At 42.4% G+C, this 17976-nt stretch carries 12 protein-coding genes and 1 pseudogene; 1 reads left to right on the top strand and 12 read right to left on the bottom strand.

Annotated elements, in window-relative coordinates; translation table 11 throughout:
* Positions 1 to 79: 79 nt before the first annotated feature.
* From ACTQWB_RS00480 to ACTQWB_RS00430, 11 genes are all read right to left on the bottom strand, one after another.
* Positions 80 to 397 (bottom strand): rhodanese-like domain-containing protein, encoded by a 318-nt coding sequence (locus ACTQWB_RS00480; protein ID WP_441499855.1) that lies wholly within the window; start codon positions 395 to 397, stop codon positions 80 to 82.
* Between the two features lie 210 nt (positions 398 to 607).
* Positions 608 to 778: a hypothetical protein gene (locus ACTQWB_RS00475; RefSeq protein WP_441499854.1), complete on the bottom strand. Its 171-nt coding sequence runs from the start codon at positions 776 to 778 to the stop codon at positions 608 to 610.
* Between the two features lie 435 nt (positions 779 to 1213).
* Positions 1214 to 4594, bottom strand: coding sequence for a tetratricopeptide repeat protein (locus tag ACTQWB_RS00470; protein WP_441499853.1), 3381 nt, complete (start codon positions 4592 to 4594; stop codon positions 1214 to 1216).
* 90 nt (positions 4595 to 4684) lie between these two features.
* Entirely contained in the window at positions 4685 to 5410 is a 726-nt protein-coding gene (locus ACTQWB_RS00465; protein WP_441499852.1) for a zinc-ribbon domain-containing protein, read from the bottom strand.
* A complete protein-coding gene (locus tag ACTQWB_RS00460; RefSeq protein WP_441499851.1) occupies positions 5407 to 5550 on the bottom strand; it encodes a hypothetical protein in 144 nt (47 codons plus the stop codon). Before ACTQWB_RS00460 ends, ACTQWB_RS00465 begins: the two co-directional genes overlap by 4 nt.
* Before the next feature lie 220 nt (positions 5551 to 5770).
* The gene (locus tag ACTQWB_RS00455) at positions 5771 to 7054 is read right to left on the bottom strand and encodes a phosphodiester glycosidase family protein (protein WP_441499850.1); all 1284 of its coding nucleotides are present in this window, start codon (positions 7052 to 7054) and stop codon (positions 5771 to 5773) included.
* A gap of 246 nt (positions 7055 to 7300) precedes the next feature.
* On the bottom strand, positions 7301 to 8965 hold the full coding sequence (locus tag ACTQWB_RS00450; RefSeq protein WP_441499849.1) for a hypothetical protein: 1665 nt from the start codon (positions 8963 to 8965) through the stop codon (positions 7301 to 7303).
* Positions 8966 to 9136: 171 nt separating this feature from the next.
* On the bottom strand, positions 9137 to 10276 hold the full coding sequence (locus tag ACTQWB_RS00445) for an alginate O-acetyltransferase AlgX-related protein (RefSeq protein WP_441499848.1): 1140 nt from the start codon (positions 10274 to 10276) through the stop codon (positions 9137 to 9139).
* A 10-nt stretch (positions 10277 to 10286) separates the two neighbouring features.
* Positions 10287 to 11762 carry an MBOAT family O-acyltransferase gene (locus tag ACTQWB_RS00440; RefSeq protein WP_441499847.1) on the bottom strand — a complete coding sequence of 492 codons (1476 nt, stop codon included), beginning with the start codon at positions 11760 to 11762 and terminating at the stop codon, positions 10287 to 10289.
* Positions 11763 to 11901: 139 nt separating this feature from the next.
* A complete protein-coding gene (locus ACTQWB_RS00435; RefSeq protein WP_441499846.1) occupies positions 11902 to 13506 on the bottom strand; it encodes a xylulokinase in 1605 nt (534 codons plus the stop codon).
* Positions 13507 to 13698: 192 nt separating this feature from the next.
* Positions 13699 to 14718: a threonine aldolase family protein gene (locus tag ACTQWB_RS00430; protein ID WP_441499845.1), complete on the bottom strand. Its 1020-nt coding sequence runs from the start codon at positions 14716 to 14718 to the stop codon at positions 13699 to 13701.
* Positions 14719 to 15172: 454 nt separating this feature from the next.
* Between ACTQWB_RS00430 and ACTQWB_RS00425 the strand changes: the two genes are divergently transcribed.
* On the top strand, positions 15173 to 16309 hold the full coding sequence (locus tag ACTQWB_RS00425) for a sodium ion-translocating decarboxylase subunit beta (RefSeq protein ID WP_441499844.1): 1137 nt from the start codon (positions 15173 to 15175) through the stop codon (positions 16307 to 16309).
* Positions 16310 to 17102: 793 nt separating this feature from the next.
* Here the strand turns inward: ACTQWB_RS00425 and ACTQWB_RS00420 are convergent.
* Positions 17103 to 17954: pseudogene (locus ACTQWB_RS00420) on the bottom strand (ATP-binding protein); the annotation flags it as partial.
* Positions 17955 to 17976 lie beyond the last annotated feature (22 nt).

Below are 17976 nucleotides of genomic sequence, written 5' to 3'. Positions count from 1 at the left end.
TGTCTCGGGATTTTGGCATATTCATGCCAAAACACCTCGCGGAATACTGCCTACTGAATAGTTACAAAAATTCTATATTCTAGAGATCACACACCAGATTTCTTCCCCTGTACTCATTCATTCCTCCGATCACTGTTCTTGTCTCGTATCCGTTTCGTGCCAGGATCCTGGCTGCCCGAAGGCTTGCTCCTCCCCGCTCGCAGTACAGTACCAATATTTTTTTCTTTGGGAAATCGTATTCCTGCATTTCTTCAAACTCCTCATATGGTACATTTACAGCCCCTTTTATATGTCCGGTACGATAGTCTTCACGGCTTCGCAGATCTATAAGAAAGGAGTCTTTCCGCCCCACATAATAATCCAGCATTTTACCTGAAATCGGCTCAACGGGAAACATGACAAATCCCCTTTTTTATCAGTATATGCGGAAAACACTTCTGGGTAACTTCTACAGTACGTCCCTGACTGGAAGGATTTTTATGTAATAGGAACTTCTAACGAAATTCTCTGTAAAAAGACGCAGAAGGAAATCACCCCTGCGCCTTTTTCCTAAAGTAGCTGCTTTACGTTCATAGCAATGTCTGTATCAATCAGCAGCATTTACTATCTAGTATCTGGAAGTAGTATCTTCCTCAGACTCATAAGAATTGCGGTTTTTATTCTTGCTGCTGTTTTTTGTATAAGTGTTTCTGCAATCTTTGGTATCTGTCTCATTCTCATAAGCTCTGTTTGTTGAATTTTTGCTGTTTTTGTTTTCAGACTCATAATTTTTAGCCATTTGAGTATTCCTCCTATTGAATGTTATTGGATTACTTTGTGTAGTCTTCCCAAAACCAACAAGAATATTCAGCAAAATGATATTGCTTTTTTTTCCAGTTTATATTATAATTTCACTTGTAAAAGAATTTACCCTTCAAAAATTTTTTTACATAATAACCCCTTATTTAATTATTTATACTCCCCTCGAAACACCCGGTAGCTCCCCTACCGGGTGTTTCTCTTTGCATTTTCTACAAAAACTCCCCCTCAGCCAGTCCGAAAACTATTTTTGACTGGTCGTCATTCTCCACTTTCAAAATTGAATTTTTAGTTTTTGGACGGTCTCCCCTCTTGTATAAATACCCATATTTCTATAATGGTCAAAAGGCTTAGAAAGCCTTTAAACTAAACTTTCTAAGCCTCATTAATCATTAAATTATATAAAATCTGCAGTTTAATCGCCCATTATATCATTATATTGGCTCCAGCATGAAGAACACCAATTTCTTGTTACTCCAGCTTTATCTTTTTTGCTGATAAGACTGCTCACATATTTTCCGCAGCTTGGGCATTTCACTTTCTGTGAATCGCCGCTGCTGGAAGTACCAGAAGACGAATCACCAGATTTCGTATTCGTCTCCTCTTTCAAAGCCTCATTTAGTGCTTCCAGTTCAGGTGCACCTGCGATTGCCAAAGTGCGAAGTTCATTGACATGAGCTTCTTGAGATACATCTAACATATTATTCCAATTTTGGATCTCGCATTCCCCATCTTCATTATATCCAGCTGCCCTAACTGTACCATCTGCACAAATACCAAAAGTACAATAATCTCCAACCGATATTGATGAGATATTTTCCCATTCCTCAACCTTGCATTGTTCCCATGAATTCTCTCCAGTTGTCACAAGCGTTCCATCCGCTTTTAATCCCACTGTATGTCCACGCAAGCTTGCCAAAACCTCAATAATATCAGTCCATTCACCAACATCACATTGTCCATATTTATTCCAGCCAGCTGCTACAACTGTGCCATCCCCACGCAGTCCTACCACATGATCTCCTTTGCTGGAAACAGCAATAATTCCAGACCAGTTATTCGCTTCATCTTGCCCGCCTTCATTAACGCCTATTGACACAACGGTGCCATCCGCATGTAATCCTACTGTAAACCCCGCCCCAGCTGAAATAGCTACAATATCCTTCCACTCGCTTGTATCACACTCTCCATAATCATTATCCCCAACTGCCACAACTGTACCGTCCGCACGCAGTCCTACTGTGTGCAGCATCCCACTGGAAATAGCCACAATATCTGTCCACTCACCAACATTACATTGTCCATATTCATTCCAGCCAGTTGCTACAACCGTACCGTCTGCATGCAACCCCACTGTAGTAAAATAATTCGCAGAAATTGCAACGATATTGGTCCAGTCACTAACATTGGTTTCACCATATATATCTATTCCAGTTGCTGCAACAGTTCCATCTGGATGAAGTGAAACAGTACAGCGTTCTCCTCCATCAAGCACTTTTCGTTCTACACACTCCGCTCGAAGCTGATTAATTTGTTCTCTTGCATCAGAATAATCTGGTATTTTCCCAAAGACAAGGATTGCATTTAGGAAATCGCCTTTTTCCTTAAATGCCAGTGCCTTCTCATATATGCATTGTGAAATTTGTGTCTCTGCATCGGAATAATCTGATATTCTTCCAAAACCAGTTATTGCCTCATTGTAATTCCCCTCTTTCATCTGTTTCGCTGCAATATTGTACTTGCCTTGCTGGATTTGTATCTTCGAATCAGAATAATCCGATATTTTCTCAAATGCACTAATAGCATTTTCATATTCACCAGCCTCCATCAATGCAGAGGCCTGTTCATATTGGCATTGCAAAATCTGTTCCTTGGAATCAGAATAATCCGATATTTCCTCAAATGCACTAATAGCATTTTCATATTCACCACCCTCCATCAGTGCAGAGGCCTGTTCATATTGGCATTGCAAAATCTGTTCCTTGGAATCAGAATAATACGATATTTCTTCAAATGCATCAATTGCATCTTCGTAATCCCCATTCTCCATCAGTGCCACAGCATTGTCATACTTTCTGCCAGAAATAATCTTAGGAATATATATTTCCTCTACAAAAACATACGCAGCAATAGCAGCTACACCAACAAGCATAACGATTCTTCTTTTTCTTTTTCTTTCCGCCTTCTCTGCATTTTCCCTCAGTAACTTTTGCCGTTCTTCCTCCTCTTTTCGCTCCTGTTCTTCTTTTTCCTTTTTCAGACGTTCTGCCTCACGTCGCTTTTCTTCTTTTTCCTTTTCTATACGCTGGCGTTCTGCATCTTCCAATCGTGTCTGTTCTTCCTTTGCACGCTGTCGGCATTTTTCCGCCCATTCTCTGCTGTCCCGATAATCCCCCAAAGTATCAAATTTTTCAGCAGCATTATTTAACTCTTTTACCAGATTCACCCCATCTATACTTCGAACAAGTTCCTTATAGAGTGCTTCCTTCTTTTGGAGAATACGTTCCTCTTTTTTCTTCATTTCCAAAATCTTATTCAGTGTATAAAGGAACTGTTTTCTTCTGATATTCAGGCTATTGGTTGCTCTAATTTCTTTTAAAACCTCTGCCAAATCACCATTTGCAAACTGTTCGGCATGGCAAAAATCTTTATTACGATCTAAATCAAAAGCTAATTTATGGGTTCCATCCAAGGATCTCAATCCATAAGAAGCGAGAAATTTTCCAAAATAAGCCTGTCCACACTCTGGGTTGATATCCAGGACATTGTCAAAATATTCTTTTGCTTTGCGCCAGCTTCCGTCCTCCAGAAAGATCTGTCCTCGCTTCAAAAACGATTCCATTGTAGGTCCACCAGCTGTCTGCGCCATATCATTTGATTCCGAAGTTTGTTCCGAATTTGCTTTTCCAATCAGCTTCTCTATGCCTCGCTCCAGATCCTTGATAGCTCCGATTTTTCCAAAATCCTGTCCCTGAAGGCGCACAAATTCCTTCGGCATATCATAAGCATCAATACCCTTGTAACATGGAATCAGATGTTTGCTTTTATCTTTCGCCATAAGTTTCAGATAACGGCTCCATTCATTTTTCACCCACACAGCATTAAAATATTCATAATCTGTACCAAACACCAACATCACTTTAGCACTATTCAGTGCCGCAAAAATGTAGGGCTCATAGTCGCAACCAAGCTTGTCCTCCAACGTAATGCGAGAGAAGAATACCCGGTATCCTTTCTCCGTAAGAGCATCATATGTCTCCTGGGCAAGCGCACTGTCCAACGTCCTTCCCCCATTTTCGTCAGTCTCTTTATAGCAAATAAAAATGTCATAGGGCTCTTCTTTTCCGGAAACTGTCAAAATTCCTCTGCGAATTTCTTCAATGGCCTTCGCCTCGGTTCTATACAATTTACGGGCAATCACATCTGCATTATCGCATGCAAGCTCAAAATCAGAATCTTCCAAAACACTATCAAAAGAAGAACGGTGGCAGGTAGGAACCTTCTTTCCAGTAATTGGATCATCTACATATTCGATTCCATAACGACATAACACTAATCCCCAATATGCTTCTGCCTCTGTAGGAAATTCAGCCACAATATTTTCATACACTGCTGCCGCTTTATCAAATTCACACGCCAACTGAAGTCTGTTCGCCCGATTAAATAGAGTCATTTTTTTCTCATTATCTGCCTTTGGAATCGTTTGCATGGTTCCACAATATTCACACTCAGCCACGCTCACATTCTCCGTGATTTTTAAATCCCCACCGCACATTTTGCATTTTATCACCGCCATATTTTTTGCTCCTTTTTATTTTCCCTTTCACAGGCATTTTCGAAACGTCTAACGCCTTATAATACAACCTATTTTGATGTTTCCACTTTATCAAATCTTCTCTCCGCATTCCATACAGAACTTTCCCTTCACCGTTTTCTTTCCGCATGCAGGGCAGAGGACCTCATTCTCTGCAAGCACCTCTATTTTGGTACCGCATTCCATACAGAATTTCGCATTTTCCGGCAGTTCATTTCCACACTTAGGACACTTTATTGTTTTATTTGGCTGTCCCTTGACGGTATCAGAAGCTCCCTTAGGAGAAAAACCTTTCAGCATTTCTCCCACTTGTGGAGCCATGGCGCCCATTGCAGCCATCCCAACTCCCATACCAAGCATATCCCCCATGATCGAAGAACCACCGCCTGCAGAAATCGCGGGTCCCATATTTCCAATTCCTTCCGCATATGCTTTTTGGACATCTGCCTGCAGGACATCCTTCTGATTATATCCTTTTGCCTGCATAACAGCAGCTTCTGCCATTCCTTTCATCTGAGCAGTCTGTGCCTCAGTCTGTGCCTGAATGATTTTTCTCTCTGCCTCTCGTCTGGCGATTTCTGTTTCTGTTGTCTGGGCTTCAAGAATGGCGCCTCTCTGGGCTGCTTTAATTCGGGCTTCTGCATCCGCTTCTGCGGTCATATAAAATGCCTTACTTTCCGCCTGGGATGTTTTCATCTCTGCTTCTGCAAATGCCATTCTTTTCTGAAGTGTAATCGTATGTAGCTCTTTTAACCTTCTGAAACTTGGATCTGCCTCTGGTAAAACAATATTCGTCAAATAAAACTCTGGGCAACAAAAACAGCCTCCTGACTTTCATGAACAATCAGTTCTGTCATATTATTAAAATCTTCATTTGGATATTTCCAGATAAATGTCGAATTGTCACCTTCGTACTTGATCAGTTCTGATAATGCCATATACAGCAGTTCCTCCAATTTTCTCTTATAGTAATGGGCAACATTAAAAATCATATTTTGTAGTATATTGCCGAACTTTTTAGAATAATTTCTGCGTAATTTTCCCCCGCTTTTTCTTATCATTATAATATCATATAAGAATTCTATATTCTAATAAAATTATCCATTTTTAAAACATTTTCATTTCCTTCACTCTGTATCCACAATCAAAATTTCTTTCTTAATTGCTGAAATACAAAAAGTCCCCACAAGGTCTCTCATAATTACTGATCAGCCGATTCATAACCTTCCCATTATAATACAGGGTAGCCGAACCACCACCGTCCAGATTATAAGCATACTGGCATCCATAGCTGTTAAAAATATTCACAAGATCCCAGTGATTCAGCCCGGAATAACTGCCCGTGTCTGTAACCAACAGCACATACTGACCTGGTTTTACCATGCCCACTGCAGTTCTTGGATAATACTTGGCAGTCTCAGACCATGCAGGCTGGGCTTTTCCATTCTGGATCAGAACCGGTCCGAAATTATAAGTATCTTTCACGCCTGCTTTCAGCAGATCTTTTCCCTTCAGCCCTCGCTTAGGGGTATAAATAGTTCCATCGTTCTTTACAGCCATCACACTGTAGCTGGTTTCATAGTCCCCATAGATCACACCATTCTTAATACACATTCCAAGCGGTGAGGGCCGCCCGGTCTGATAGCTGAATGCGCTGCCATTCACTCCGATAATTCCACCATTGCTGGAAACAGCGCTGGAAGTAGTCTGCCTGGCGCCTCCGTAAGTCCCATAGGACAGCGCTGATTTCAGCTGTCCTGCACTGGATATTTTCACTACAGCGATCCAATAGGGAACACCATGTGTGGATTTTCTTTTCAGATCAATATTCAGAGTGCTGCTTTTATATGTATAATGGGTGTCACTCAACTTCACATCCGGCCTTGTTTTTCCGGTTCTGCGTCCGGATTTGTTCACATAATATTGTCCCACCCACATATTTTTTGCAAGCGTGCCTGTTTTCTTATCAAAATAATAACGATATTTACCAATTTTCTGCCAACCAGTGGCCATTCTGGAATTAGCCAGAAAGTAGTATCTTTTTCCCTGATAACTCAGCCAGCTGTTTGCAAGTGCCACTCCGGATTTATTGAAATAATACTTGTATTTCGTTCCTGTAGCCCATCTGCCGCGGAACATAATACCATTTTTCCGATTATAATAATAACGTTTTCCCCCGGATTTCAGCCAACCGGTAAAACGCTTCCCATCTTTTGTGCTGTAATAATATTGTCCTTTGTATTTGATCTTCCCCCACAGCAGTTTTCCTTTGGAATTGTAATAGTAATAGTCATTACCATGCCTGATCCACCCGTGTTTTTTGGATGTGGTACTTACTTTCGTTTCTGCCTGCTTCACATAGGAAGCAGCAGATACCGGTGTCAGATACAAAGCACATAGTAAAATAATAAAACCAAGAATCCCCCAGCTTCTTTTTTTCACTTTCCTTCCCCCATATGTAATATTTCCTATGAAAGTCCTGTGCGGCAGCCATGAATCCAGCATGCTCGCATAATGGACTTATGAATATCGCACAGATAAAACGAATAATCTCCCAATAGCAAGCTGGGCAGACAAATAGCTTCGTCTGCCCACATAATTTACTCTATTATATTTTTGCTGCCATCGCATACCAGAGTGTGTTTAACAGCAACTGGTATGTTTAACGCCCGATTACCCTGGACTCAATTATGCTGCAGGTGCCTCACTATCATCCAGTGTATCTCCTGCCATATCTGTCTGCTCTTCCTCAGCTGTTCCAGCTTCCTCATCCGTAATTTCTTCGGCGCCGGATCCAGCCATTGCAGCACTCAGATCATCCAGCCAGCCCTCTGGCATGCCTGCACTGGTAAGATTCTCTGTAAGAGCATCCAGGTTCATGGAAGCTGTATATTTCTCAATATCATCCTCATTACCAAAATCATAGACATCTGTCAGAGACGCCACATCAATTGCACTAAGATCAGTTCCCACATTATCACCAGCAAGAGAAATGGAACCAAGTGTAGCGCCACTCATTGCAAGAGCAAGATTCCACTCTATGTTATTCGCATCTTTACCGTCAGCAGTAAAGATCAGCTGCATTCCGCCTAACGGGTCATAGGAATTGCCATCTTCATCGGTAACCGGAGCACTGGAGATCATGTAAGTACCTTTCCAGATTCCATCCTTCATAGCCTGTGTATCATAATCAGTTACTTCAATAATCGCCGCATCTGAGCCAGCAGAAGAAAGTGTATAAGTTCCGCTTAACAAGTCACCCGTTTTCTCACCGCTTCCTTCAAATGCAAAGGAATCATCTCCAGAGCCCATCTGGAAAGAAAATCCGCTCTTCTCACCATCTGTTGTACACAGATAGCTGAACAATTCTTCATCCTGGTCTCCATCGTTCATAAGGAACTCACGCCCAACCACTTCGCCATCACCGTCAACCCATGCACGGAGTACAAAGCCGGATTCATCTGTCTCATCTGCTTCTACATCCAGATCCTTCTCCATATCCTCGATTGCTTCCAGGAAGGTCTCATAAGTGTAATCCGGATTGTTCATTGCAACTGTCCAGGTCTCGATCACACCCTTCAGTTCTTCATCCGTCTTCGCTGTATCCAGAATCTGCTGGAACATCGGGAGAGCCTCGGTCTGTGTAACATGTCCTTCCAGTACGGTCAGCTCCTGGCTTACATCCCCGGCAACAGCTTCCTGTACGCCCGGATTCTCCGCATCTGCCACATTATCAAAAATAATGTCTGTATATCTTGTCAAAATAGAAGTAAGCGTGTCTGCCTCCGGAAGATTCTCCAGAGTCGATACATAGTTGTTCATGGCATCTGCCATATCCACACTTGCAGAGAAAGAGGAGTCTGTATTCTGGTCAGCCTCTTCCACAGCTTCCTGTGTCATCTCATCCATGTTCATCTTGATATAGCCGTCGCTCAGCTCTGGAATTCTCATGTAAACTTCTGAATTCTCAGTATCAAAATAATACTCCACTGTGCAGATCTTAGTGCCATTCACATTTACATCCATGGCTTCTGTCAGATTCTTTCCGCTCAGGCTGACATCTGTATCAATGGAGGCATCTGAAAGCCATGAGATATCCACCGGTGAAAGCATTCCCAGGATTGCTTTTCCACCATCATCCAGACTCACCTTTATATCTGCACTGCCTTTTACTTCATCCGTGTTCAATTCAGAAAGGCTCTGGGCGTATTCTTCTCCAAGATTCTGAATTGCCTTGGCAACTGCTGCTTTTTCGGTTTCTTTGTAAGAATCTGCTGCCCAGGCTGTAGCTGGCATGGTACTGATTCCCATAAGAGATGCTAATAAGATCGCAGTAACTTTCTTCCTCTTCATAATGTCCTCCTTAGGCAAATAACCTTATAAATTTCACGATTTGTCAATTGGCGGTCATAATCTGTATAACGTACCATAACAGCCATTTTTGACAAAACAAGTTAATATCAGAATATCATTTACCATACTTATTGTCAATGTTATTATAATATTCCGATAATTTCTTACACTTTATTGTAACTGTTCATTATTTTGTATGATATAGCTATCCAGATTTTCCATATATCTCTGGTCTCTTTCCACCGTGATCATCACAACATCATCCGGTGCATACTTTTCCAGAAGCTCCTGGTCAAAATCATCGATCCGCACAAAAATGGTCTTCTTATAACGATAAGGCATATATTTCTCAAGACGCAGCCGGAAAGAATCACCGATCACCATCAATGTTTTCTCATTATCTGAATTAGACTTAAAAACCTTCAGTATCTCTTCTCCGCCTTCACTTTTTTCTTTTCGCACTCTGTAGCGTATTCCATCATGGAAATGATCCAGCCCATACTCCCGGTCATCATCAAGTTCCTTATATCTGCCAATCATCCTGGACAGATCACCCCGGCATGGATTTGTTCCCATCATTACCTGGATTGCCCCAATCGGAAGGCAATCGCCAGTCATATCCTGGACAATTTTTTCATTTGTAATATAACCTCCCAGATTGTTCATATGGGTGTCATATTTTCGGAATAGCTGATACTTTTTGGAATATTTTTCCAGATAATCCTCCAGATAATCGAATTCCACATCTGAATTTTCTTTCATGTAACCGGCAAAAGCCTCCATCCTGGATTCCCCTGTTCCGATGATTTCCGGTTTCTCAGGCATATATTCCGAATAAATCGTCTCCTTGCTTGGCGCAATGTAATAATGAAACTGCTCCACTCCATTTTCCAGGAACCAATCCCGGACTTTCTGTATTTTGCCCGCGATCTCGGCACATTTCTCTTCACTGTATACATTGGTTTTCTGATAATCTGCCATGGCATTTTCCCCATCTTTCGAGGGCAGATAAAACAGCCAGTTATCCTCTCCGATCACCACATCCCCAATTTTCGTATTCTGGAAAAATTCCGTATCTATAAAATTGCTGAAATTTACCAGCACATTTTTAAATGGAACATGATCTTTATAAAAGGCCTCAAACTGTGAGGGAAATTCAGCAATCCCAGACACACTTACCTGTGGAAAGCCTGCCAGTTCCCTGTTTTCGTTATTTTCTGTGTCAAACTTATCCTGGAAAACTCCCCAGATAAGATTGGGAAAAACCAGGCTTCCTACAAATAATGCGATCAATACTTTTTGTTTTTTCATATTCTATCCGTTAAAATCTGAAATAAATAAATGGGTTATAGCTATTGTTTACAAGTGCCGTCACACAAAGCCAGAAGATCACTACACTGGCGATGATTCTCGGTATGGTCACCACTCCATCCGCCGGAATTTTCCCTGAAAAATGATTTCTGAGCACTTTATAAAATCTCTGTATAATTCCTGCAAATAAAATTCCGGTTATTATTAAAAATATCATTTTTCTGTCAAGATATGCAGACAGAAGAATAATTCCCCCGTGAGATACAAACAGATTTCTTACATAGGAAAAAAACAGGGAAAGGTCTTCTGCACGGAATAATATCCAGCCAAAGAACACCACTGCCATGGTATAACTCCATCCCACTGCTTTCGGCAGTTTTTCCAGCTTTTTCCCAAGCCATGCGCGTTCCAGGATCAGAAACAGCCCATGGTAAAGCCCCCATAAAATAAACGCCATTCCTGCCCCATGCCACATTCCGGTAAGGAAAAATACGATCAGCAGATTCCGGTATGTGCATGCCGTCCCCTTGCGGTTTCCTCCAAGGGGAATGTACACGTAATCCCGGAACCAGGAGGACAGGGAAATGTGCCATCTTCTCCAAAATTCCTGTACAGAACCGGACACATACGGATAATTGAAGTTTTCCTGAAATTCAAATCCAAACATTTTCCCAAGACCGATTGCCATATCCGAATATCCTGAGAAATCATAGTAAATCTGCAGCATATAAAGGGCGGCCCCAAGCCACAAGGCTTTCCGGGACACCGCATAGGGACCGTACTTAAAAATGTCATCCACTACTTTTGCAAAAGAATTGGCAAGCAGTACCTTTTTCCCAAGTCCCCAGCAAAAGCGCATAATGCCTGCTGCGAACTTTTCAATGGTTTCTTTTCTTCCCGAAATCTGTGCCGCAATGTCCTTATACTTCACAATGGGACCTGCGATCAGCTGTGGAAAAAAGGAAATATACAAAAGCATATCCCAGAAATTATGCTGTGCTTTCACTTCTCCGCGATATACATCGATCACATAGGACAGTGCCTGAAAGGTATAAAAAGAAATTCCGATAGGCAAAGCCCCCTGAAAAAGAGCCGTTCCGGTTCCATCTGGAAAAAAGATTCCCCTTATAGCCTCTGCTGCCGTACTGAAATATTTGAAATATCCAAGAAGGGCAAGATTGATAAGAATCGTTCCTACAAGAATTTCCTTCTTTTTCCCAGGATTCTGCTCCAGCAGAATTCCCCCTGCAAAATTCACTGCCACGGAAAACAACATAAGAAAAATATAAACAGGCTCACCCCATGCATAAAAAAGCAGGCTGAAAAATATCAGGATCCCATTACTGACTTTCCTGAACCGTGAGCTGGATGCTCTGCCGGAAGAATGCGCAGCACAGATTGCCCCAATTCCTTTGGAACCAATATAATATACTGCCAGTACAAGAGGCAGAAAAATCCATAAAAAAAGCATTGAACTAAAAACCATAGCTTTCTCCTGTAAAATCTTGAAACGCTGTTTTCCCTGATTATAACATAAAAGGTTTCCCACATACCAGCGTCTGTGCAAAAAATCAAACCCTGATATGCAGGAAACCCTCATAAGACACTACTTTCAGCCTGAACGATTACCAGATCTTGGAATCCACAGCTGCGCGCTCGATCGGAAGTCCCTTCATATATCTGTCCATGAACATATTGAAGCCTTCTACTCCTTCCGGATCCGGATTCAGAGTGCTTCCCTGATTTCCCGCGAATACCTTGGTATCCAGGAAATCTTCCAACGTCTCATTCTCCTCTTTATTTACCAGATAGGAGGCAAGTACTGCAATTCCCCATGCACCACCCTCACCGGCAGTCTCCATAACGGAAACCGGTGCGTTTACTGCATCTGCAAGAATCTGCTGACCAACACCTTTTGTCTTAAACAAACCACCATGTCCAAGAAGACGGTCAACCTTTACGCCCTCTTTCTTAAACAGAATATCAAGACCTACCCGCATTGCGCCAAGACAGGTATAAAGATTGGTCCGCATAAAGTTCGCAAGATTGAATTTACTCTCAGGAGAACGTACAAACAGTGGTCTTCCCTCTGTAAATCCAGTCATATGCTCGCCTGAGAAATAGCAGTAGGACAAAAGTCCGCCACAGTCTACATCCCCTTCCATAGCCTTATTATATAAGGTTCCGAAAAGCTTATTCATATCAACATCCATTCCCATTGCTTCTGCAAATTCACGGAAAATGTTTACCCATGCATTCAGATCAGAGGTGCAGTTATTGGAATGTGCCATTGCAACCGGATGTCCGGATGGAGTGGCAACCATATCGATTTCAGAATATGGAGCGGACAGTTCTTTCTCCAGAACGATGGAGGCAAATACGGAGGTACCAGCGGAAACATTTCCGGTACGCTTTGCAACACTGTTAGTAGCAACCATACCGGTACCTGCGTCACCTTCCGGCGGGCACATCGGAATTCCTGCTTTCAGTCTGCCTGTTACATCAAGCAGTTTCGCACCTTCTTCTGTAAGACTTCCTGCATCCTGTCCTGCCACAAGGGATTTCGGCAGGATATCGCGAAGCTTCCATGGGAAGCCATAGGAAGCAACCAGTTCGTCAAACTGCTGTACCATCTTCTCATTGTAATCCTTTGTTGTGCTGTCTACCGGGAACATTCCGGCTACATCACCGATTCCAAGTACTCTTTTGCCTGTCAGCTTCCAATGTACATATGCTTCCAGAGTTGCAATGTAATCAATATCCTTCACGTGCGGCTCTCCATTTAAGATTGCCTGGTACAGATGTGCAATGCTCCATCTCTGCGGGATATTGTACTGGAAAAGCTCAGAAAGCTTCCTGCTTGCCTCTCCTGTAATATTGTTTCTCCAGGTTCTGAACGGAACCAGAAGATTGCCCTCTTTATCAAATGGCATATAGCCATGCATCATGGCACTGATTCCGATTGCACCAACGCTTGTCAGTTCTACACCATATTTCTCCTGGACATCCTTTACCATCTGCTGATAGCAATCCTGAATACCTGACCAGATATCCTCCAGACTGTATGTCCATACCCCATTCTCATAGCGGTTCTCCCACTCATGACCGCCAGAGGCGATCGGTGCGTTATTTCCATCTACAAGAACTGCCTTGATTCTTGTGGAACCGAACTCGATTCCAAGTGCAGTTCTGTTCTCCAGAATTGCCTGTTTTGCTTCTGCTGCTCCCATTCGTAAAATCCTCCCATTGTTGTTCTATCATATACAGATTTTTGCGCTGTATATTGTGCTATTTTTCTAAATAAAAACGGTCAAAGCCTGGTTTTATTATAATATCTTTCCAAAAAGGCGTCAATATCTCTCTGAAACCTTTCCGTAAAATATGTGAACTGCTGCGCCAAACTTTTTTGCGCAATCACCATCCTACAGAATACCGATCAACGCATCAATATCTTCCATCTTCGTCGCCCAGCTTGTTGCAAAGCGAACCACCGTATGATTTTCATCGTATTTTTCCCAGAAACTGAACTTTACTTTTTCGCCCAGCTCTTCCATCTTCTTATTTTCCAGAATGACGAAAATCTGGTTGGTCGGTGAATTAATAAAAAACTCATAGCCTTTTTCTTTGAAAGCCATTTTCAGTTTTGCGGCAGTTTCAATAGCATTCTTACTGATTTCCAGATACAGATTGTCCGTGAAAAGCGTATCAAACTGGATTCCAAGCAGTCTTCCTTTTGCAAGAAGGGCGCCCTGCTGTTTGATCATGGTAAAGAAATGCTTCGGTGCCTTTTTGGGGAAAACTACGGCTTCTCCGCACAGTGCGCCTACTTTGGTTCCGCCAATATAAAATACGTCAGCGTAAGCGGCAATATCTTTTAGGGTTACATCCGTTTCTGCCACCAGCCCGTAGCCCAGTCTGGCTCCATCCAGAAATAACGGGATTTCATACTCATGGCACACAGCTGAAATGTCAGCCAGTTCCTTTTTCGTATAAAGAGTGCCATATTCCGTAGGATGTGAAAGGTAAACCATTCCTGGGAAAACCATATGATCGTAGCTTCCGTCAGCATAATAAGTTTTCAGATAATCTTTCAGATCTGTGGCAGAAATCCTGCCCTCTTTCTGTGGCAGCGGCAGCACTTTATGCCCGGTAAATTCAATGGCTCCTGCTTCATGTGCATTTACATGTCCGGTAACTGCAGAAAGGACTCCCTCATAACGCTTCAGCATAGAAGCGATCACCACTGCATTCGTCTGGGTTCCGCCTACCAGGAAGTACACTTCTCCATCCGGGCATCCGCAGGCCTGTTTTATTTTTTCCTTTGCCTGGTCACAATAGGAATCCTGTCCGTATCCAGGAACCTTCTCCATATTGGTTTCTACTAATCTTTTTAAAATCGTCTCATGGGCCCCTTCACAATAATCATTTTCAAAATATAACATGTTCTACTCCTTTATTTCTCTCCAGAATTTCAATTGAGCTTTTCTGATTACTACATTTCGTAACAGTTCGTTTGCTCCTATTTTATCATGAGTGAATATTACAAACAAGCCAGAGCAGACAGTTATATTTCAAACTTGCAGGTTGACACCTACAAATCCATCCTTTATAATTGCCTTAATAAAAGGGAGTAGCAGGCATATCCCGTCTCACTGTCATGAAAAGGCAGGCGAGACCTGTATATGGATTTTCGTGCGTCAGAACGGCAGACGATTCTAAGGTCGTCGCCCGCAGGAAATTGAAATGGCAAGACTTTTATTACAATATCTGCATATCTTTATGTATGCACTATTGTAATAAGAGTCTTTTTTATTTTTATAACAATACTCACAAATATGAATGTTTTCCTTGCCATTTATCATTCATATTACAACAAAAAGGATGGAGGTATACGAAATGGAATTTTTAACAGATGGAATACTTGCATTAACCTGGCAACAGATCATTATGTTTGCTGTAGGCATCACCTTAATCTGGCTGGCCATCAAAAAAGGATTCGAACCGGCCTTGCTCCTGCCAATGGGATTTGGCGCGATTCTTGTGAACCTGCCTTTTTCCGGAGTATTAAACCAGACTCTGGCAGGCGGCATTCAGGCAAATGGAGTCATTGAATGGCTTTTTCATGTTGGGATTGAAGCTTCAGAAGTTATGCCGATTTTACTTTTCATCGGAATTGGCGCCATGATCGACTTCGGTCCTCTTCTTTCCAATCCATTCCTGTTTTTGTTTGGCGCAGGTGCACAGTTTGGAATTTTTGCTGCCATTCTTATAGCAGTTATTCTTGGATTTGACTTAAAAGATGCGGCTTCCATCGGAATCATCGGCGCAGCAGACGGCCCCACCTCCATTCTGGTGTCTCAGATCCTGGGTTCCAGATATATAGGTGCCATTGCAGTTGCAGCTTATTCCTACATGGCTCTTGTTCCAATTGTGCAGCCTTTTGCCATCCGTCTTGTCACCACCAAAAAGGAACGCTGCATCCACATGGAATACAACCCAAAATCCGTTTCCAAAACCATGCGAATTGCTTTTCCCATTGTCGTTACAGTGATCGTAGGCCTGGTAGCGCCTCAATCAGTTTCACTGGTAGGCTTTCTGATGTTCGGCAACCTGATCCGGGAGTGCGGTGTCCTTGGAACCATGTCTGACACAGCCCAGAATATTCTGGCAAATCTGATCACCCTGCTTCTTGGAATTACGATTTCCTTTAGCATGCAGGCTGACCAGTTTGTAACAAAAGAGACTTTTCTGATCCTGGCTATTGGACTTTTTGCCTTCGTAATGGACACCATTGGAGGCGTTCTTCTTGCCAAGTTTTTGAATCTTTTCCTGAGAAACAAGATCAATCCTATGATCGGTGGTGCCGGAATTTCTGCATTTCCAATGTCTTCACGTGTGGTTCAGAAAATGGCTATGAAGGAGGATCCCACCAATGTAATTCTCATGCAGGCCGCAGGAGCCAACGTGTCCGGGCAGATTGCCTCTGTCATTGCGGGCGGCATGGTTATCAACCTGGTGTCGAAATTTTTATAAAGCTTTCCACACCCAGACACGTTTTCTTTCAGGCACATTGCCGGATATTCTGTAAACAGTAGGAGGATTTTAAACTATGAATACATCCAATATCATAATTGCCCTTGAAATTATGGCAAAAGGAATGGCTGGAATTTTCACTGCCATTTTAATCATTATGCTTTGTGTATGGCTTCTTGGAAAGATCGGAAAATAAATAATTACCATTCACTCACATGCCTCGCAGAGCATTTCCGGTAAGCCGGGACAATTAGCAAAAAACAAGCCAAGGTCTCCCATAATTCCTGACCTTGGCTTGTTATATCCTTAATTTTGCATTCACAACAGATAAATTATTCAAAGCTTTCACGGCATCACACGTTACGCTTCACTTCGTTCACAGCAACACGCTTCGCGATACCAGAAAAATCTTTTTCCTTTATTCATCTGCCGATTCGGCAGTATTTTCAAATTCAACATTTTTTTCAGATTCGGCAGCTTTTCCAGATTCAACATTTTTTCCAGATTCATTCTCTTCCTTCCGGTCATAATTTTCCAGGAAAGAATGTCTCACTCCATACTGCTTATATCCAACAACCGTATCAATATTTACATTTTCCACACTTTTGAAAATGTTCCCCTCCACAAATGGGTTCACCTTCTTCAGATCACGGATCATCTCTTTGATTTCCACACGTTTGGAACGGTTCTCATTGTTGCAGGTGGTACAGGTATCCGTGAATTTACATGCGCACTGGATAAAATGCAGGTCATTGTAATCGCGCCATGCCTTAATATCATCCTCTCTCACCAGATAAAGCGGACGGATCAGCTCCATTCCTTCGAAATTGGTGCTGTGAAGCTTCGGCATCATGGTCTGCACCTGGGCTCCGTAAAGCATTCCCATAAGGATCGTCTCAATAACATCATCATAGTGGTGGCCCAGTGCGATCTTATTGCAGCCCATTTCTTTCGCGAAGGCATACAGATGTCCGCGGCGCATTCTGGCACAGAGATAACAGGGAGATTTCTCCACATTAAATACAGATTCAAAAATATCGGACTCGAAAATACGGATAGGAATATTCAGTTTTCGCGCATTTTCCTCGATGACCTGACGGTTCGCCGGGCTGTAGCCGGGATCCATTACCAGGAATTTCACTTCGAAATCAAACTTGTTATGAAGCTTCAGTTCCTGGAAGCACTTGGCCATCAGCATGGAATCCTTGCCACCTGAAATACAGACTGCGATCCGGTCTCCCGGTTTCACAAGCTCATAGGTGTTGATTGCCTTCGTAAATTTTGACCAGATTTTTTTCTTGAATTTCTTGCGGAGACTTATTTCCACATTTTTGGCGAAATCCTCGTCCTGGGAGCTTTTCATCACGTCCATCAGCCAGGCAATATAGCCTTTCTCCAGGCTCACGGCATCCAGCCCGTCCTCTGCAAGCTTCTTTGCAACTTCCCTGCTGTTGATTCCACGGCTACAGCAGATCACAAGCTTCTTCGTCTTATCAATTTCCTGATTCGCCTGGATTTCCTCTGGCTTACACGCCACAGCACCTTTCACGGCGCCATGGGAAATCTCAATTTCATCACGGATGTCAATGATCTGATAAGAATCCGCGGGTAACTTTTTTAATTCTTCTATTGTTATACTACTCATGAAAACTCTTTCTCCTAAATCT

This window comes from Blautia sp. HCP3S3_H10_2, from assembly GCF_052122375.1.
Classification (GTDB): domain Bacteria; phylum Bacillota; class Clostridia; order Lachnospirales; family Lachnospiraceae; genus Blautia_A.
Note: the sequence above shows the minus strand (reverse complement) of the source record. Positions and strands in the feature narration are given on the sequence as shown.